Raw genomic sequence first — 19,051 nt, 5'->3', positions numbered from 1 at the left:
ATTTATGTACTTGCGCGCAGTTGTCTTTATTGTTTTATCCTTTTCAGTATTTTTATCTTTTTCTCAACAACTATGCCTTATCTGTCCACCGGACGGTGGAGGTGGAGGTGGATTCACAAGTATTTCATTGTCCGGCCCATCAACTGTCGAATTGAATGGAACCTATACCTACACTGTTTCATCTTCAGGTGGCACACCAATGCGTCCTTCTTATCAGGTCAGTGGGGGGCAAATTATATCATCAAACAGTAGTTCTGTAAATGTTAAGTGGACTTCTTTAGGTTCATCAAGGTGGGTCAAAGTCACTGCTAACATTAATGGTAATATCTATACAGATACCAAATACGTAACTGTAGTGACTTATACTCCAACAGCTACGGAAGAAACTCAGAAAAATACTACTAGTTTTCAGGCCAACTGGAATGAAGTAAGTGGCGCTGCAGGCTATTATTTATATGTTGCTACTAATAGCAGCTTTACCAGTTATGTTTCGGGCTACAATGGAAAACTAATAGAAGGTGATGGAGGACTACAAGGACCAGGAGGGGGCGCATATATTCCAAATTTTTATAGCGTAACTGGATTGACTCCTGGAAGGTACTACTACTACCGTGTTCGTACCAAAAAACCGAACGGAAGTATGTCTGGGTATTCTAATACAATTACTGCGAATACCACCTTAAGTACACCCTCCGTTGTTAACCCAAGTAATAAATCCACTGATCGTTTTACTGCAAAATGGAATAGCGTATCAGGCGCTACAAGCTATAAGTTGTACGTTTCTACTGCATCTAATTTTAGCAGCCATGTAAGTGGCTATAGCGGAAAAACAGTATCCGGAGCTAGTCACGTGGTTACAGGTCTTTCTCCAGGAAAGAGATATTACTATAGATTAAAGGCAGTTGCTCCAGCCTATACTTCCGGGTATTCATCATCCAAAGCCTCAAATACGACCTTAAGTACTCCTTCCGTTAGTAACCCAACAAGCAAACAAACTGATCGCTTTACTGCGAATTGGGGAAGTGTCTCTGGGGCGACTAGTTATAAACTTTATGTATCGACAACTTCCAATTTTAGCAGTCATGTAAGTGGCTATGCCGGTAAAACCAACAGTGGAACCAGTCATGTGGTTACTGGGCTTTCACCTGGTAAAAGATATTACTATCGTGTTAAGGCGGTAAGTTCAGTTTATACTACCGGATACTCTTCGTCAAAGGCTTCTAATACAACTTTGAGCACTCCTTCTATTGGTAATCCTACCAGTAAAAAGACCGATCGCTTTACAGCTAATTGGGGCAGTGTTTCAGGCGCAACTAGCTATAAGCTTTATGTCTCTACTAGCTCTAGTTATAGTAGTTATGTTAGTGGATACGCAGGAAAAACAGTGACTGGAACAAGTCATACAGTAACTGGACTCTCACCAGGAAAAAGGTACTACTATCGCGTTAAGGCAGTTAGTTCTGTATATACCACAGGTTACTCATCATCTAAAGCTTCTAATACGATATTAAGTACACCTTCAATCGGCAATCCAACAAGTAAACAAACGGATCGATTTACTGCAAACTGGGGAAGTGTATCAGGAGCAACTAGCTATAAACTTTATGTATCTACTACCTCCAATTATAGCAGTTACGTAAGTGGCTATGCAGGAAAGACCATTTCTGGAACTAGTCATACCATAACTGGATTATCCCCGGGTAAGCATTACTATTATAGAGTGAAGGCAGTAAGTTCCGTTTATACTACTGGTTATTCCTCCTCCAAGACCTCTAATACCACAATGAGTACCCCTTCCATTGGTAATCCTACGAGTAAAAAGACCGATCGCTTTACAGCTAATTGGGGCAGTGTTTCAGGCGCAACTAGCTATAAGCTTTATGTTTCTACTAGTTCTAGTTATAGTAGTTATGTTAGTGGATACGCAGGAAAAACAATTAGTGGAACAAGTCATACAGTTACTGGATTATCACCCGGTAAACGATACTATTACAGAGTAAAAGCCGTAAGTTCTGCTTATACAACTGGCTATTCCGGATCTAAAGCATCCAATACTACATTAAGTACACCATCTATTGGAAATCCAACGAGCAAGCAAACGGATCGATTCACAGCCAATTGGGGTAATGTGTCTGGTGCAACCAGCTATAAGTTGTATGTATCAACCACTTCCAACTATAGTAATTATGTTAGTGGATATGCCGGAAAGACCATTTCAGGGACAAGTCATACTGTCACTGGCCTATCACCGGGTACGCACTACTATTATCGTGTAAAGGCAGTTAGTTCTGTGTATACTACAGGCTATTCTTCCTCTAAATCATCAAATACCATCTTAAGTACGCCATCAATTGGTAATCCGACAAGCAAACAAAACGACAGGTTTACGGCTAATTGGGGTAGTGTGTCTGGTGCAACAAGTTATAAGCTGTATGTTTCCACAAGTTCAAGTTTTAGTAGTCATGTAAGTGGATACTCAGGGAAAACGATCTCAGGAACTAGCCATACAATCACAGGGCTCTCTCCGGGAACGAATTACTACTATCGAGTAAAAGCAGTAAGTTCTCCATACACTACTGGATACTCGTCTTATAAAGCCTCAAATACGACTATGAGCACCCCGACAGTTGCTAATCCTACAAGCAAGCAAACGGATCGGTTTACTGCAAACTGGGGGAGTGTAACTGGCGCAACACGGTATCTACTTTATGTATCTACGAATTCTAGTTTCAGCTCTCATTTAAGTGGTTATTCTGGTAAAACAATTAATGGAACGAATTATACCATTACTGGACTTAACCCGGGAACGCATTATTACTATCGTGTGAAGGCTTCAAGTCCGGCATATACCACAAGCTATTCATCCTCAAAAACTGCCAATACTACTTTATCAACACCTGTGATTGCCAACGCATCGAGCCTTCAAACAAATCAATTTACGGCCAATTGGATGGGTGTAACAGGCGCTACAAGCTATAAACTCTATGTTTCTACCAATTCCAGCTTCAGTAGTCATGTAAGTGGATACAACGGAAAATCAGTGACTGGATCAAGCCATACAGTCACAGGTTTGGCTCCAGGTACCAATTACTATTATCGAGTGAAGGCTGTTAGCACACCATACATCACAGGTTATTCAAGTTCTAAAGCGACGAATACCACATTGAGTATACCATCCGTATCTAATCCAACCAGCAAGCAGACGGATCGATTTACAGCTAATTGGACGAGTGTTTCAGGTGCTACAAGTTACTTACTATACGTATCTACAAACTCCGCATTTAGCAGCCATGTAAGCGGATTTAATGGGAAATCTGTTTCTGGTACAAACTATACCGTGACTGGATTGACACCAGGTAAGAAATACTACTACCGTGTAAAAGCTGTAAGCTCAGCTTACACAACCGCTTATTCCGGATTTAAAGAGTCCAATACTACACTAAGCGCACCGGTCGCTTCAGAAGAATCCAATAAGGCACAAACCTCCTTTACTGCTAACTGGAGTTCTGTTTCCGGAGCAAACACGTATCGAATTCAGGTGTCAACTTCATCGAGCTTCTCCTCGATCTTCAATGACCAAACGGTTTCAGGTACATCTGCAAGTGTAACCGGGATCAGCTATGGAACTACTTACTATTATCGAGTAAGAGCCACATCTAGCTCAAGTATCAATTCCGCGTATTCATCAACCATCACTGTGCATCCATTGGTATTGCCGGGTAGCATCAGTTATAGTGAAGATGTTTGTCCGGGTTCATCACCTGGGCAGATAAATGGAACCACGCCATCAGGTGGTACGGGTACTTATGAATATCAGTGGCAGTATTACAATGGCTCATGGCAAACATTGGCTACCAATACATCCAATAATTACGATCCTACGATCAATATCTCATCTGCAACTAAATTCCGAAGGAGGGTTCGCTCAGGTGATAGCGGATGGAAAACTTCACCGGAGCTAACCATTCAGACAACTGCTCCGATTAGCGATGTGGGAACCTTAGCCACTTCGATTACAAATGATGTTTGCCCGGGTGAAACAGTAAGTCTATCCTTCACCAAAGGTGATAGTCGATTGGATATGAATACGGCCAAACTGGTTGTTGTGCGTGATGGGCAGGAAGTAGATTTAGGCGCATTAACCAATGCAGGAGCGACCTATACAGCTACTGCAGAAACATATTATCAGGATCAGTTCAAACTGAAAGGAGCCCAGCTGTGTACCGGATCACCAATCTATTCGAATGTTGTAACATTCAATTACTCATGCAATACGCCTCCATCTCCGAATGAAAACTTTGTAAGAACTGAAGTACCTATGGTACCTGTACAAACAGATGAGGAGCTTTCCATTCTGGACGCAACTAAAATGTCCACCACCTATGCCTATTTTGATGGGTTGGGTAGAAGTAAACAGTCCGTGAACCTGAAAGCTTCACCCTCAGGAAAAGATGTGATCCAGGTAGTGGAATACGATGAATTTGGTAGACGATCCATACAACGTTTACCATTTACTGATGTAAACAATGGTGCATTCCATACAGATGCTGTTACTGCACAAATCTCTTTCTTTATCAATGCAGATAAAGTTGCTCATGATTCACGTCCTTTCAGTGAAACTGAATTTGAGGCCAGTCCATTAAGCAGGGTACTGGCAACCATTCCTCAGGGACAGGACTGGTATGACAACAATAGGACGGTGACTAACAACTACACCTTCAACACGGCCGGAGAAGCGAAGAAGTGGGCCATTTCAAATGATCTGCCAGTTTCTACGGCTACCTATTTAGCCAACCAACTAAACGTGGTGGAAGTTACTGCCGAAGATGGACAGGTGACGAAAACCTATACCAATGGAATTGGGCAAACTGTTTTGAAGCGTGTGAAAGCCAATGAAACGCCTGTAGTTTGGTACGACACCTATTACATCTATGATGATTTTGGGAACCTTCGCTTCGTGATCCCTCCAAAACTTGCTGCCTTGACCGATGCTCCTAACCTGACTCAGGTTCGAGCGCTAGCGTTTGAATACCACTACGATGGCAGAAAGCGCATGGTTAAGAAATATGTACCTGGAGCGGAAGGTGTTCACATGGTGTATGATCAGTGGGATCGTTTGGTGATGACGCAAGATGGGAATCAGCGCAACGAATCGCCTAAAGAATGGCTTTATACCAAATATGATCAGCTCAACCGTCCGATCATGACAGGGATCATGACAGATAATCGTGATAGAGCTACCATTCAGGGTGAGTTGGATACTTATCCAACCAGGTATGAAAGTAGTGCATCAAATGAAGTAGGATATAGCCTCAACAATGCCTATCCAACCAGCGCGCAAATCACCGATGTATTGACTGTCACGTTCTATGATGATTATGACTTCATGGATGCTGACTGGGCTGATCTGGTATTTGCGGCTCAATCTGGGTTTGATCTGACTTTTAATGATCAGGTCAAAGGTCAGGTGACCGGTTCAATGACACGAGCCATAGGGCAGGATTGGATAAGAACCACCTCTTATTATGATGATAAGTACCGTCCGATTCAATCTGTTTCTAACAACCATCTGGGTGGTATCGATCGATCCAGCAATGCCTATGATTTCATAGGAAATGTAGTGAAAACACTTCAGGATCACAGCTCTTCATACGAGTCAGTTGCAGTGTTGAAAGAGTTTGAATACGATCATGCAAACAGACTGCTTCGGGAGTACAACACCATCGATAATGAAGCTCGCGTACTAGTTACCGAAAATCAATACAATGAGCTTGGAGAGCTTATTGAAAAGAATCTGCATTCCCCCCTTCAGGGGGGACAGGGGGGTGTTTCCTTCCTCCAATCCACAGACTATCGATACAACATCCGAGGGTGGCTGACCGATATCAACAACCACAAACTGCAAAACGACGGGGGTACCACCAACGATGATACCAATGATTTGTTTGGCATGCGCCTGTTTTACAATCAGGATCAGTATACAGCAAATGGTGAGGTTTTAGAAAAACAGTATGGAGGGAATATTGCTGGAGTAAAATGGAGCTCCAACAACCTGGTGGATACACCAACTGAACAAGCGTACGTCTATCATTATGATAAAGTGAGCCGTCTGACCAAAGCCACTTATGGTACTTTTAATACAGATACCAACTTTACCGGGCAAGCGTTTTACTCCATGAATGCCTCCTACGATGAGAATGGAAATATCCTAACACTGAATAGAAGAGGGAAACTAAACGACACCCTTATCGATATGGATTTGCTGGCCTATGAATACGAAGATGGCAACCAAAGCAACAGGCTTTACCGTGTTGATGATACTGGTGATGATGCTGAGGGATATAAGGAAATAGGAGGGATTCCTGGTGAGCTGTACTATTATGATGCAAATGGAAACATGATAGCTGATGTGAATAAAGAGATTGTGCGCATTGAGTATAATCACCTCAACTTGCCGATAGAAGTAGAGTTTCTGGATGGTAAATTGATCACCTATGAATACGATGCGGCAGGCATCAAGCTTAGACAAACCGTAGACGATGGTATAAACACCCCAAAAGTGACCGACTACCTGGGGCTTGGTGTATATGAAGATCAGGAGCTGAGTTTCTTGTTCACCTCAGAAGGACGAGCCATTAAATACGCCAATAGCTATGGATATGAATATTTCCTAAAAGATCACCTGGGCAATACGCGTGTGGCGTTTGGCGACCTTCCTGAGCGGGAGGAGTACAAGGCCACCATGGAAACTGAGCGCTCGGGATACGAAGAAAGCTACTTTGAGTTTCCGACCAATACGCGTGTAAATACCGAAAACCGAACCCCACTAGGTAATGAAAGTGTAGCGCTGAATGGGGTGGTAGCAGGCCGACAAGTAGGCCCTGCAAAGGTGCTAAATATCACAGCCGGAGATAAGATCGAGCTGGAAGTATGGACGAAGTATACGTTTAGTAGCTGGAACAATACCTCTGTTGCGGATATAGCCAGTGTGATTTCCGGTGCATTTGGTGGCGCCAGTGCTGGCACGGGCGGGGAGAGTGCTTCCGGTTCATTGAATAATGCATTATCCAATCCGGTAGCAAACGGACTCTTTGCAGATGCAGACAGTGGAGAGCCACGTGCATACCTGCAATACCTGTTCTTTGATGAGGCACATGCCTTCCAGCAGTCACACTCTGGGTTCATTGCTGTAGGAGCGGAGGCAGAAGGTGCTTTTGCGAAACTGGAAACAGTAGTCGACGGATTTACGGAGGATGGATTTCTGTTTGTATACATTGTAAACGAAAGCAACCAGGATGCAGAGGTCTACTTCGACGATCTGAAGATTATACAGGAGAGCGCAGCAACTAGTTTGGTAGTGAATAGCTCTCAGGATTACTATCCTTTCGGTCTAACTTTTAACTCCTACCAAAGAACAGCTAGTGTAGAGCAGAAGTACCTTTATAATGGGAAAGAGTTAGACGAGAATACGGGATGGCATGACTATGGTGCTAGGATGTATATGGCTGATCTTGGCAGATGGAATCATATTGATCCTGCTGGCGAAGAATATTATCCAACCTCACCTTATGTTTATGCCTTAAACACACCAATAAATGCAATCGACCCTGATGGTAAACGAGTTTACTTTGTTGCAGGTGCTGGCAATGATCAAATTGGATGGAATTATATTGATAAATTCCAAAGAGCTTTTGATACAGGTGGTATCCAAGGATTTACTCGAATAAACGCATCAAATGGAACTTATAATGACATTGCCTTTACTGCAATGTATAGAAGTAACGGATACAATGCAGGATATGAAGCGCAAGGAGTACTTAAGTTAAGGGAAAACCCAATGATTGATATGGCAGCCGAAGAAATTAGGGCTGACTTAAAAGAAAATCCCTTGGAGGACGGGGAGCAATTTAATCTAGCAGGTTATAGTTACGGTAGTGTATTGCAAGCACATGCTGCTCTTAAACTTGCTAATGAGGGTCAATATATTGACAACTTAATTTTGATTGGAAGCCCTATTTCTTCTGATTCTAGATTGTATAGACAGCTTCAGAAAAATAAAAACATTGGTAAAGTACTGAGAATAGACATTGAAGGTGATAAATTAAGTGATCCGTCTAGTATCTTAGAGTTTATTCAGGGAGGACAACAAAACGCTGATCCTGATAACACGGGTGAAGGCCCTCACTTTGATTTAGCAAGACCTGGGACGGGTGAAGGTGATCAAAATGATACATACCAAAGAATTAAAAGTGTTGTGGTTGAATGGTTAAAACAACAAGGAGTAGAATGAAAAATAAGAAAGCTATTTACTATTCGATTATCTTTTTTCTCTTGTATGGTTTAGTTGCTATTGTCAGTTCCGTATTTCTAGTGACATGGGGCGAAACTAGTTTGTATAAGAAAATCATTCTGTTCTTTTTGACATTTCCGATTCCTTGGAATGAGCTTATTGCCGATTCTATTGTCTACTTACCATTGAATGTACTATTCTGGACAGTTATTTTTTATCTTATATTTAGCTGGATATTGAAGCTCCGAACTAAGAGGAATAGCGGATAGACTTTATAATAATAGTCTAAAAAAATGGGAAGAATATGTAAATCAAAACCCTTGCAGAAATGTGAGGGTTTTTTAATACAATACTGGGATTATCTTTTTGATCTCGTTCTCTGCTTGATAGGCCATATCAGCTTGTTCGTAAGTTTTAGTGTCTTGAACTATTCTTTTGGCTCTTTCGACCTTATCCGTTTTATATTGAGGTAAGTTCCATGTAGAGAGGTCATCAATTGCTGAGAAGAAGTAATCTTTTAAGTTGAAACAAGACCAATATCCATTTGCTACCAAGCTTTTTTCAAGCTCATAAGAATCATATACATACCCATTTTGAGCGTTCCAGTACTTGACCAGCCGGATCATCGGTTTAATCAAAGAATAGTTAGAGTCATTTTTATCTGTAAGCTCTTTGTTGAAATCATTAGGACTTGTGGATAGCCAGTCTGTGTAATCAGATTTAGGAGCGGGAATGTATTTAGACCACCAATCTTCATAAGCTGGCACTAAATCAAACTTGATATGATTAAGGCTCAGAACTACGGTTGGATGACTTTGAGCTATCTGAGAAGTGTTATACTTATTTTGTGCAAACTTTCTTAATCGATCAATGAATGTTTGGGGCTTATATCCAGCATCATTATTAAAAATGATCATGTAATCGATATCAGATTTTTGGTCTGCTTTTCTAGGAAGGATCGTCCCTCTGGTAGAAGATCCGAATTTTAACTGCGTGATGCTGCTGCTTCCAAACCAATCATTTAATCTTATTCTTAAAGTAGAAATAGAAGTGTTTATACTACTCTTTTCAGTATCGGAAAGCACTAGGTTACTGGCGGTGGTTTTTAAGTGGTTAAGTACAGACATATTAGCAGTTCAGTTCTTTATCGGTGTATTCGGCTGTGTAGCCTTTTTCAAAGTTCTCTTTTGCTTGGAGAAAATCTTCATCTGCTGTAATGGGAGCATTAGAGCATTTAGTAGTGTAATCTTCAGTAAGCTGCTTCAATGCATCTGAAAGACCTGAATCATTAATAAGGCTGTCTAAATATCGTGCTTCAGTATTCCTTATTCGCTTGAAGATTAGGTTCAGATCATTAGCGATATTTTCATGCTTATTAGCAATATCAATCTTATTCTTATAATCGGAAAAGGTAGTTGTATAGAGGATGAGAAATCCGCCTAGTGCTCCAAGAATATTGACAATAACTTGAACCCAAGTATTTTCTCCTGGTATTTTATCCCAAATCCCAACGTTCATGATTGTACTAAAAGAAGCGGCTATTGTTCCAACAATTAGGGCAGTTCTAAAGCGTTCACTTCCAGTTTTTAACCTTCTTGCTGCGTTGAAGTGAGTGCTTTTTTTATAGAGGCAATCAACTTTAAGCTTCCTCACAGCCTGAAGTGTCTGACTCTCAGAATTACCCACCATATGCAGCTTTTGTTTTATAGTCTCGGATAACCAAATCCATATAATCGAAAATGCGTTGCTTTTCTTGGGCAGGCAGGCTCTCTACCTGATCCAGTCGATTAACCATCTCTTTATCATAAGTGGCGTTTTGCCCTTCACCTAGCAGAAAATCTACGGAGACTTCAAAGGCTTTAGCCAGCTTTACCATCACTTCAATAGATGGCAAGTTATCGCCACGTTCATACTTGCCAATCATGACACGGGATGAATCAATCTGTTTAGCTAGCTCATCTTGTGACCAGCTTTTTTGCTTCCTAAGTTGCGTTATACGCTCTCCAATGGTAATCATGTTTATCTAAAGAACCTCTTTTTGATAGTAATAGATCAAATTTAGGTAAACAAGAGACACATAAGAAATACATGTTGCTTGCTGATAAGAAAAACATGCGGTACTTTTGGATCACATGTTTATCAAAAAACTTTTTTTATGAACACCTCTGGAAAGCTACGCATCGACACTACCAACTCCGATCATATCATTTACAAACACACTCCAATGGAAATAGCAGTACTAGGTGGAATCAGATTAGAAGGCTTGGACAGAATGAGAGTAACCCTAAAGGTTCAGGTAGAGCATCTATCACTCAGACACAATCTGGATTTGTATAATGATAACCAGACTGAGAAGCTGATCCGGAAGATCGCAGAGCGGCTGGAGATCGGAACCAGTGTAGCGGCAGCAGCACTGACAGACTTGACAGATGAGCTGGAGAAGTACAGGCTGGAAGAAATCGAGCGCACTGTGTCCGCTGAAAATCAAAAGAAGTTATTGAGCACAGATGAGATAAAAGAAGCTCAGAGCTACTTGAAAGCTCCAAACCTGATGGCTCGCACAATGGAAGACATAGGAAGATCGGGAGTGATCGGAGAAGAGAGCAACAGGCTTTTGATGTACATCATCTTCACAAGTAGAAAGCGGGCAACCCCTCTGCATGTGATCAGCTTGGGAAGCTCAGGAAATGGAAAGACACACCTACAGGAAAAAGTAAGTGCACTCATACCGGATGAAGACAAACTGGAAATCACCAAGCTATCAGGAAATGCATTTTACTACTTCGGGCAACAGGAACTGAGAAACAAGCTCATACTCATTGAGGATATGGACGGAGCAGATGAAGTACTCTATCCACTCAGAGAGATCAAGAGTAAGAAGCAGATCACCAAGACGGTAGTAATCAAGAACACCAAAGGAGAAACCCGAACAGTAACCCTGAAAGTAGAAGGGCCAGTGTGTGTCTCAGGATGTACGACAAAAGAGAGTATGTATGAAGACAATGCAAACCGGAGCTTCCTGATCTATGTAGATGAAAGTGCAGAGCAGGACGAACGAATCATGAACTATCAAAGGAGGCTGAGTGCAGGAAAGGTTGATCTGTCGGAGCAGTGGGACATTATAGATGCTTTTAAAAACATGCAAAGAGTTCTGCAACCGATCACCGTACGAAACCCCTTTGCAGAGTATCTACACATCCCAAAGGAAGTGTTCAAACCCAGAAGGACAAATGCCCATTATCTGGCCTTCATAGAAGCGGTGACCTTTTATCATCAGTATCAGCGTGAGAGACAAGCAGACACCCTAACGGGTGAGGAATTTATAGAAACAACTATCGAGGATATCCAAGAGGCAAACAAGCTCATGAAGGAGATACTATTGAGGAAATCAGATGATCTAAATGGAGCGACCAGGAACTACTTCGAGCAGTTGAAGAGCTGGCTACAGAAAGAGGATAAGAACAGCTTTACGAATGCATCAGCCAGAAAGGAACTGAGAGTAAATGCGAGCAATCAAAAGCGTTACATGATCGCTTTGCAGGAATGGGGATTAGTTCAGAAAGTGAAGGGAGACAAGAAGAACGGCTTTAACTATGAGGTGACCACCTATGAAGATCAGAAGCAAAGGAATCAACGGATCGAAAGTGTGCTCGATAACATCGTGGATGAGATTAAGAAGTCCATGAAGCCCAAAAGAAGTTCAAAGGCATAAATGAACCACATATCAAGAATTACAGCACATATAGCCAGAAAATCAAAGTAGTTCACTCAGAATCCGAATCACCAACCGAATGAAAAAACTGATCCTTCAAAATGCCTCTTATCGCTACCTAGAGCAGAGTTTTAAGGAATGGCTCGACATACAAGGCTATGCGCCAAGTACGGTTTACAATCTACCCAATCACATCAGGGAGCTATTGCACTACCTCGAATCCAAAGACATCAACAACATCAAGGAACTGAACATCAAACACATTGAAAGATATTATCATCAACTAAAGGAAAGAGGAAACCAAAGGCGGGGCGGTGGCCTGAGCAATGCACACCTGAACAAACACATCCAGAGTCTGAGAAAGTTTACGAGCTACTTGCGAAAAGTGGGAAGACTGGAGATACCGGAAATCACTTTAAAGGATGAAGAAACAGTAAACAAGATCATCTATCTGACAGAAGAAGAAATCCGTCTGCTATTCAAGGCAACCTATCAGGAATGGGAAAAGAAACTCAATGTATCACCAGAAGTTAGTGAAGCAATCAGGGCAAGAGATCGGGCAATGCTGGCAGTGTTTTATGGCTGTGGGCTGAGAAGAAATGAAGGTGTAATGTTAGATGTCTGTGACATCAATTTTGATCGATCCGTGTTGCATGTTCGCAAAGGGAAGAACTACAAAGAACGCTTTGTTCCCATCAGCAAAACCAACTTGAAATACCTGACTGAATACATCTACGATCATCGGGGCGAGTTGACCAAAGGAGTTAAGACAGATGCGGTGTTCGTTGCTTACACGACCGCCAAGCGGATGCAGGGACAAAGCCTGTTCGTCCGCCTTAAGAACCTGCAATATCAAACAGGTGATCTGGACCTAATCGAGAAAGAGATCGGACTACACACACTCAGGCACTCCATAGCTACACACTTTTTACAGGCAGGAATGAAGCTGGAAAGCATCAGCAGGTTTTTAGGCCATAGCAGCTTGGAGAGCACACAGATCTACACCCATGTAGCAGGAATACCGATTGAGCGAGCACAGCCATTTAATAACATCAAGGAGTATGAAAGTATCAGACTATCAGAAGACGAGTTTTAGAGAGTACCTGAAATCAAAGGCATTTACCAGCAAGAGTATCGATAGAAGAATGGTAGTGATGCGCATGTTCTGGAAGTGGCTGGAAAAAGAGAACCTGGAAGCAGAAGAAGTGAGCTACAATGACCTGATGATGTACATGAAATACAAGAGCAGAAAAGGAGCGACACAACGAACGATCCAAGCTTATATGGGAATCATCAAACACTTTTATGAGCACCTGTTGAGAGAAGGAAAGATCAACGTGAACCCAGCTTCAGATGTAGAAGTAAAGGGTGTGAAGCGAAAGATGTTGTATCACATTTTAGAGCCGCATGAGCTTCAATCACTCTACAATCAGTATCCAATCGACACACCCAAAGAGATCAGGAATAAAGTGATGTTAGGGCTGTTAGTGAATCAGGGAGTGGCCACTGCAGAGCTATCGAGAATGGAAGTGAAAGATGTTGATCTTAGACAAGGAATAATAGATGTGAAAGGAAGTAGGAAAAGCAATGGAAGGAAGTTGAAACTGGAAGCTCATCAAGTAATGGAGATATACGATTATGTGATGAGAGTACGGGCAGAGATCAAGGAAATCAATCCAAAACGGAAGTATCAGGAACGGCAGGAAAATGAGAATCTGTTTATCGGTGATGGTGGCAATGCAAGCAACTTTAGCAACTACATGACCAGGCTGATGGTAAAGGTGAGAAAGATGAATCCAAGTGTTTTGAATGCGCAGCAACTACGAGCAAGTGTAATTACCAAGTGGCTAAGAATGTACAATCTGAGAGAGGTTCAATATCTGGCAGGACACAGATACATCAGCAGCACAGAAAGCTTTTTAGAGAATGATTTGATTGGCTTGAAAGAGGAAGTCCAGCAGTTCCATCCACTTGGTTAGAAAGTTGCTATCTATAATATATGACCTTTTTTAACTCTAAGGGATTTTTTTTAAAAGGATTAGGCGAGATAACAGAGCTCCCGTACCGAATGCGATTGCTTCAGATATGAGGTTGATAGATATATCTTTTAGGAACTCCATTGGCTGTAAAGATACAGAATATCAAGGCTAGAATTAAACGATATTAAACACTGGAATATCTGATCTGGACTTTTTTGCCCCGAAAAGAAAGATGTTGAAAAATAGAACTGGTTAAAAGGTGGTTAAACACCCTTCATTGATGATCCTCGAGGATACCCAATTAGATTTTTTTTAAAAGGTAGTATTTAGTGAATAGAGCCCCTGCACCAAAAGAAATGATGTCTGAAAGGAGGTTGACGAATATGTCTCTGATGAGCTCCATTGAAGTATAAAGATACTAAAATTTTAAATCGTACGATACATAAAAAGTGCCAAATGGCACTACTTGTACGCGTGTTATAGAGAAAGAAATGCGTACAAGTTGCCCCCGCTTCGTTCGGCTTAAGGCCTTCACCCCACAGGTAAAGCGGTGTTCGTCATCAGTTGGCTTGCATCCTTCACGCCAGACCTGTTCAGGAGCTTACAGCACCTTCCAGCCCTTCGGGTCTACGAGTCTGTCATGTAGGCTGCTTAGCCTGCCTTCTTCCTCACGGCTGTTACTGTGTCTGATGCCAGAGCTGACAACCCACAAACCCACCTCTGCCAGCACTGGCCACATCCACTCACAGCCCGTGTTAATGCGAGCCTGCTGGCTCAGTCGGACTGGCTAAAGCCACATTGCCAGGCGGGCTAATCGCCCTTCATCTGGCAGGCCTCCTTCGCACTCGCAGACGGCTCGCCGCACAAAATCCCAATGCTAGCTCAAGGCTGTTTTACCTGTCTTACCGCACAAGTTCACCACCACATGCCGCGCATCGGATCAATCACCACACAGAGAAAATGAGTAGCTGCTTGGCCCATCAACCCAATCAATGAATCCACGCAGATCAACGCATAGACCAAAGCTTCATTGATCGGTCTGATGTCAACTTTGCTTGGAAATAGCAAAAAGGAGGATGTGGACAATGGTAAGCAAGATGCATTCACACAGAGTGTGAAGTGTTATTGCATCTTGCTATTAATCATTTAGTTATGATTAACAGGATAGACCATAAGTGGTCTATTAATGGTCTAATTTTAGTCAGATTGTTCACTTAAATCAAACAGAGCAACTTTTATTGTACCATAAAATCCCTATTGCAGTGAATGTTCATCAATGATCATTGCCTGAAACCCATTGTAACTAATGCCAGTCAGTTGCAGAAAATGTCAATGAATGATAGTGTGAACCAAAGAAGCCCTGAACTGGACACGTGTATCCCGCAGGGTACTTTACATAATATGCTTATACAACCCGCAGGAGCAAATGAAATCAAACCAATCCGAGGAGCTTGTATAAGAGCATGTTATGTAAAAGTGAAAGGGAAGGGGTTCTTTGGGATAAAACTTTTCCACACTTCTTCAAAAACTTTTTCACTACTCAAAAAACGTGTTTGTTTATTTTGTATCTTTAATAGCGGGAAGCAATAATTAAAGAGAGCCCACACAGTAAATCGGAAATGATGTGCTGTGTGGGCTTTTTTATTGGCTAAAACTCACGTCCTAACACAGCTGTAGACGCTGGATTAGCTTGCTGAAAGTGTGTGTCCTGTGAGATTAAAATGAGTGTAAATACATTACCTCGATTGTGTTGTCCTACTGTGAAACGGATGAAAAAGCTATGATTGAATCGAAAAAATATCTGATGATAATATTCTTAAAAGAGTAGCCAGAAAATATTGATTGAAATAATAACATATATGAGCATAACAATAATAGTGATAGTACTAGTCATAGTGATTGGGCTATTAACAGCAATCTCTATTGCCCTTAAGCATAAGGGAGAGCTAGACTTGAATGCTGACTTTAAAAAGGGCCAGTTACGTATTAAGAAAAAGAAATGATGGATTATCTTCGCACCGGCATGAGCCAAAAAGTTCTTTTACATTTTTTTAGAGAGCACTAGAAGAAAATCTAAGTCCATCATTTTTTCGCATAGATTATACTCCCTTCGGTCTAACTTTTAACTCCTACCAAAGAACAGCTAGTGTAGAGCAGAAGTACCTTTATAATGGGAAAGAGTTAGACGAGAATACGGGATGGCATGACTATGGTGCTAGGATGTATATGGCTGATCTTGGCAGATGGAATCATATTGATCCTGCTGGCGAAGAATATTATCCAACCTCACCTTATGTTTATGCCTTAAACACACCAATAAATGCAATCGACCCTGATGGTAAACGAGTTTACTTTGTTGCAGGTGCTGGCAATGATCAAATTGGATGGAATTATATTGATAAATTCCAAAGAGCTTTTGATACAGGTGGTATCCAAGGATTTACTCGAATAAACGCATCAAATGGAACTTATAATGACATTGCCTTTACTGCAATGTATAGAAGTAACGGATACAATGCAGGATATGAAGCGCAAGGAGTACTTAAGTTAAGGGAAAACCCAATGATTGATATGGCAGCCGAAGAAATTAGGGCTGACTTAAAAGAAAATCCCTTGGAGGACGGGGAGCAATTTAATCTAGCAGGTTATAGTTACGGTAGTGTATTGCAAGCACATGCTGCTCTTAAACTTGCTAATGAGGGTCAATATATTGACAACTTAATTTTGATTGGAAGCCCTATTTCTTCTGATTCTAGATTGTATAGACAGCTTCAGAAAAATAAAAACATTGGTAAAGTACTGAGAATAGACATTGAAGGTGATAAATTAAGTGATCCGTCTAGTATCTTAGAGTTTATTCAGGGAGGACAACAAAACGCTGATCCTGATAACACGGGTGAAGGCCCTCACTTTGATTTAGCAAGACCTGGGACGGGTGAAGGTGATCAAAATGATACATACCAAAGAATTAAAAGTGTTGTGGTTGAATGGTTAAAACAACAAGGAGTAGAATGAAAAATAAGAAAGCTATTTACTATTCGATTATCTTTTTTCTCTTGTATGGTTTAGTTGCTATTGTCAGTTCCGTATTTCTAGTGACATGGGGCGAAACTAGTTTGTATAAGAAAATCATTCTGTTCTTTTTGACATTTCCGATTCCTTGGAATGAGCTTATTGCCGATTCTATTGTCTACTTACCATTGAATGTACTATTCTGGACAGTTATTTTTTATCTTATATTTAGCTGGATATTGAAGCTCCGAACTAAGAGGAATAGCGGATAGACTTTATAATAATAGTCTAAAAAAATGGGAAGAATATGTAAATCAAAACCCTTGCAGAAATGTGAGGGTTTTTTAATACAATACTGGGATTATCTTTTTGATCTCGTTCTCTGCTTGATAGGCCATATCAGCTTGTTCGTAAGTTTTAGTGTCTTGAACTATTCTTTTGGCTCTTTCGACCTTATCCGTTTTATATTGAGGTAAGTTCCATGTAGAGAGGTCATCAATTGCTGAGAAGAAGTAATCTTTTAAGTTGAAACAAGACCAATATCCATTTGCTACCAAGCTTTTTTCAAGCTCATAAGAATCATATACATACCCATTTTGAGCGTTCCAGTACTTGACCAGCCGGATCATCGGTTTAATCAAAGAATAGTTAGAGTCATTTTTATCTGTAAGCTCTTTGTTGAAATCATTAGGACTTGTGGATAGCCAGTCTGTGTAATCAGATTTAGGAGCGGGAATGTATTTAGACCACCAATCTTCATAAGCTGGCACTAAATCAAACTTGATATGATTAAGGCTCAGAACTACGGTTGGATGACTTTGAGCTATCTGAGAAGTGTTATACTTATTTTGTGCAAACTTTCTTAATCGATCAATGAATGTTTGGGGCTTATATCCAGCATCATTATTAAAAATGATCATGTAATCGATATCAGATTTTTGGTCTGCTTTTCTAGGAAGGATCGTCCCTCTGGTAGAAGATCCGAATTTTAACTGCGTGATGCTGCTGCTTCCAAACCAATCATTTAATCTTATTCTTAAAGTAGAAATAGAAGTGTTTATACTACTCTTTTCAGTATCGGAAAGCACTAGGTTACTGGCGGTGGTTTTTAAGTGGTTAAGTACAGACATATTAGCAGTTCAGTTCTTTATCGGTGTATTCGGCTGTGTAGCCTTTTTCAAAGTTCTCTTTTGCTTGGAGAAAATCTTCATCTGCTGTAATGGGAGCATTAGAGCATTTAGTAGTGTAATCTTCAGTAAGCTGCTTCAATGCATCTGAAAGACCTGAATCATTAATAAGGCTGTCTAAATATCGTGCTTCAGTATTCCTTATTCGCTTGAAGATTAGGTTCAGATCATTAGCGATATTTTCATGCTTATTAGCAATATCAATCTTATTCTTATAATCGGAAAAGGTAGTTGTATAGAGGATGAGAAATCCGCCTAGTGCTCCAAGAATATTGACAATAACTTGAACCCAAGTATTTTCTCCTGGTATTTTATCCCAAATCCCAACGTTCATGATTGTACTAAAAGAAGCGGCTATTGTTCCAACAATTAGGGCAGTTCTAAAGCGTTCACTTCCAGTTTTTAACCTTCTTGCTGCGTTGAAGTGAGTGCTTTTTTTATAGAGGCAATCAACTTTAAGCTTCCTCACAGCCTGAAGTGTCTGACTCTCAGAATTACCCACCATATGCAGCTTTTGTTTTATAGTCTCGGATAACCAAATCCATATAATCGAAAATGCGTTGCTTTTCTTGGGCAGGCAGGCTCTCTACCTGATCCAGTCGATTAACCATCTCTTTATCATAAGTGGCGTTTTGCCCTTCACCTAGCAGAAAATCTACGGAGACTTCAAAGGCTTTAGCCAGCTTTACCATCACTTCAATAGATGGCAAGTTATCGCCACGTTCATACTTGCCAATCATGACACGGGATGAATCAATCTGTTTAGCTAGCTCATCTTGTGACCAGCTTTTTTGCTTCCTAAGTTGCGTTATACGCTCTCCAATGGTAATCATGTTTATCTAAAGAACCTCTTTTTGATAGTAATAGATCA

At 41.0% G+C, this 19,051-nt stretch carries 13 protein-coding genes; 6 read left to right on the top strand and 7 right to left on the bottom strand.

Annotated features, from left to right (window positions below):
• Positions 1–4 precede the first annotated feature (4 nt).
• Positions 5–8,290, top strand: a complete 8,286-nt coding sequence (locus ACQK2H_RS12110) for a fibronectin type III domain-containing protein (RefSeq protein ID WP_425391701.1) — start codon at positions 5–7, stop codon at positions 8,288–8,290.
• Positions 8,291–8,631: 341 nt separating this feature from the next.
• Here ACQK2H_RS12110 and ACQK2H_RS12105 read toward each other — a convergent pair whose 3' ends face one another.
• Genes ACQK2H_RS12105 through ACQK2H_RS12095 form a run of 3 tightly spaced genes read right to left on the bottom strand, consistent with a single transcriptional unit; the run spans position 8,632 to position 10,307 of the window.
• Positions 8,632–9,417, bottom strand: a complete 786-nt coding sequence (locus ACQK2H_RS12105) for an SMODS domain-containing nucleotidyltransferase (protein ID WP_425391700.1) — start codon at positions 9,415–9,417, stop codon at positions 8,632–8,634.
• A 1-nt stretch (position 9,418) separates the two neighbouring features.
• Positions 9,419–9,979 carry an SLATT domain-containing protein gene (locus tag ACQK2H_RS12100; protein ID WP_425391699.1) on the bottom strand — a complete coding sequence of 187 codons (561 nt, stop codon included), beginning with the start codon at positions 9,977–9,979 and terminating at the stop codon, positions 9,419–9,421.
• Positions 9,969–10,307: a helix-turn-helix domain-containing protein gene (locus ACQK2H_RS12095; RefSeq protein WP_425391698.1), complete on the bottom strand. Its 339-nt coding sequence runs from the start codon at positions 10,305–10,307 to the stop codon at positions 9,969–9,971. The genes ACQK2H_RS12100 and ACQK2H_RS12095 overlap by 11 nt, the downstream gene beginning before the upstream one ends.
• A 138-nt stretch (positions 10,308–10,445) precedes the next feature.
• Between ACQK2H_RS12095 and ACQK2H_RS12090 the strand changes: the two genes are divergently transcribed.
• From ACQK2H_RS12090 to ACQK2H_RS12080, 3 genes are all read left to right on the top strand, one after another.
• Positions 10,446–12,002 carry a hypothetical protein gene (locus ACQK2H_RS12090; protein ID WP_425391697.1) on the top strand — a complete coding sequence of 519 codons (1,557 nt, stop codon included), beginning with the start codon at positions 10,446–10,448 and terminating at the stop codon, positions 12,000–12,002.
• A 79-nt stretch (positions 12,003–12,081) separates the two neighbouring features.
• The gene (locus ACQK2H_RS12085) at positions 12,082–13,098 is read left to right on the top strand and encodes a tyrosine-type recombinase/integrase (protein WP_425391696.1); all 1,017 of its coding nucleotides are present in this window, start codon (positions 12,082–12,084) and stop codon (positions 13,096–13,098) included.
• The gene (locus ACQK2H_RS12080; RefSeq protein ID WP_425391695.1) at positions 13,064–13,981 is read left to right on the top strand and encodes a tyrosine-type recombinase/integrase; all 918 of its coding nucleotides are present in this window, start codon (positions 13,064–13,066) and stop codon (positions 13,979–13,981) included. Before ACQK2H_RS12085 ends, ACQK2H_RS12080 begins: the two co-directional genes overlap by 35 nt.
• Before the next feature lie 915 nt (positions 13,982–14,896).
• Here ACQK2H_RS12080 and ACQK2H_RS12075 read toward each other — a convergent pair.
• Entirely contained in the window at positions 14,897–15,088 is a 192-nt protein-coding gene (locus ACQK2H_RS12075; protein WP_425391694.1) for a hypothetical protein, read from the bottom strand.
• Between the two features lie 752 nt (positions 15,089–15,840).
• On the opposite strand from ACQK2H_RS12075, the gene ACQK2H_RS12070 reads away from it, so the two are divergent.
• Complete coding sequence (locus ACQK2H_RS12070) at positions 15,841–15,984, top strand: hypothetical protein (RefSeq protein ID WP_425391693.1); 144 nt, start codon at positions 15,841–15,843, stop codon at positions 15,982–15,984.
• A 91-nt stretch (positions 15,985–16,075) separates the two neighbouring features.
• The gene (locus tag ACQK2H_RS12065; protein WP_425393139.1) at positions 16,076–16,996 is read left to right on the top strand and encodes an RHS repeat-associated core domain-containing protein; all 921 of its coding nucleotides are present in this window, start codon (positions 16,076–16,078) and stop codon (positions 16,994–16,996) included.
• 341 nt (positions 16,997–17,337) lie between these two features.
• On the opposite strand, the gene ACQK2H_RS12060 is transcribed toward ACQK2H_RS12065, so the two are convergent.
• Genes ACQK2H_RS12060 through ACQK2H_RS12050 form a run of 3 tightly spaced genes read right to left on the bottom strand, consistent with a single transcriptional unit; the run spans position 17,338 to position 19,013 of the window.
• Entirely contained in the window at positions 17,338–18,123 is a 786-nt protein-coding gene (locus tag ACQK2H_RS12060; RefSeq protein ID WP_425391700.1) for an SMODS domain-containing nucleotidyltransferase, read from the bottom strand.
• Position 18,124: 1 nt separating this feature from the next.
• Positions 18,125–18,685 (bottom strand): SLATT domain-containing protein, encoded by a 561-nt coding sequence (locus ACQK2H_RS12055; RefSeq protein ID WP_425391699.1) that lies wholly within the window; start codon positions 18,683–18,685, stop codon positions 18,125–18,127.
• A complete protein-coding gene (locus tag ACQK2H_RS12050; RefSeq protein ID WP_425391698.1) occupies positions 18,675–19,013 on the bottom strand; it encodes a helix-turn-helix domain-containing protein in 339 nt (112 codons plus the stop codon). Before ACQK2H_RS12050 ends, ACQK2H_RS12055 begins: the two co-directional genes overlap by 11 nt.
• Positions 19,014–19,051 lie beyond the last annotated feature (38 nt).

This window comes from Ekhidna sp., assembly GCF_965228795.1.
Taxonomy (GTDB): Bacteria; Bacteroidota; Bacteroidia; order Cytophagales; family Cyclobacteriaceae; genus Ekhidna.
This window is presented reverse-complemented; position numbering and strand designations above follow the sequence as displayed.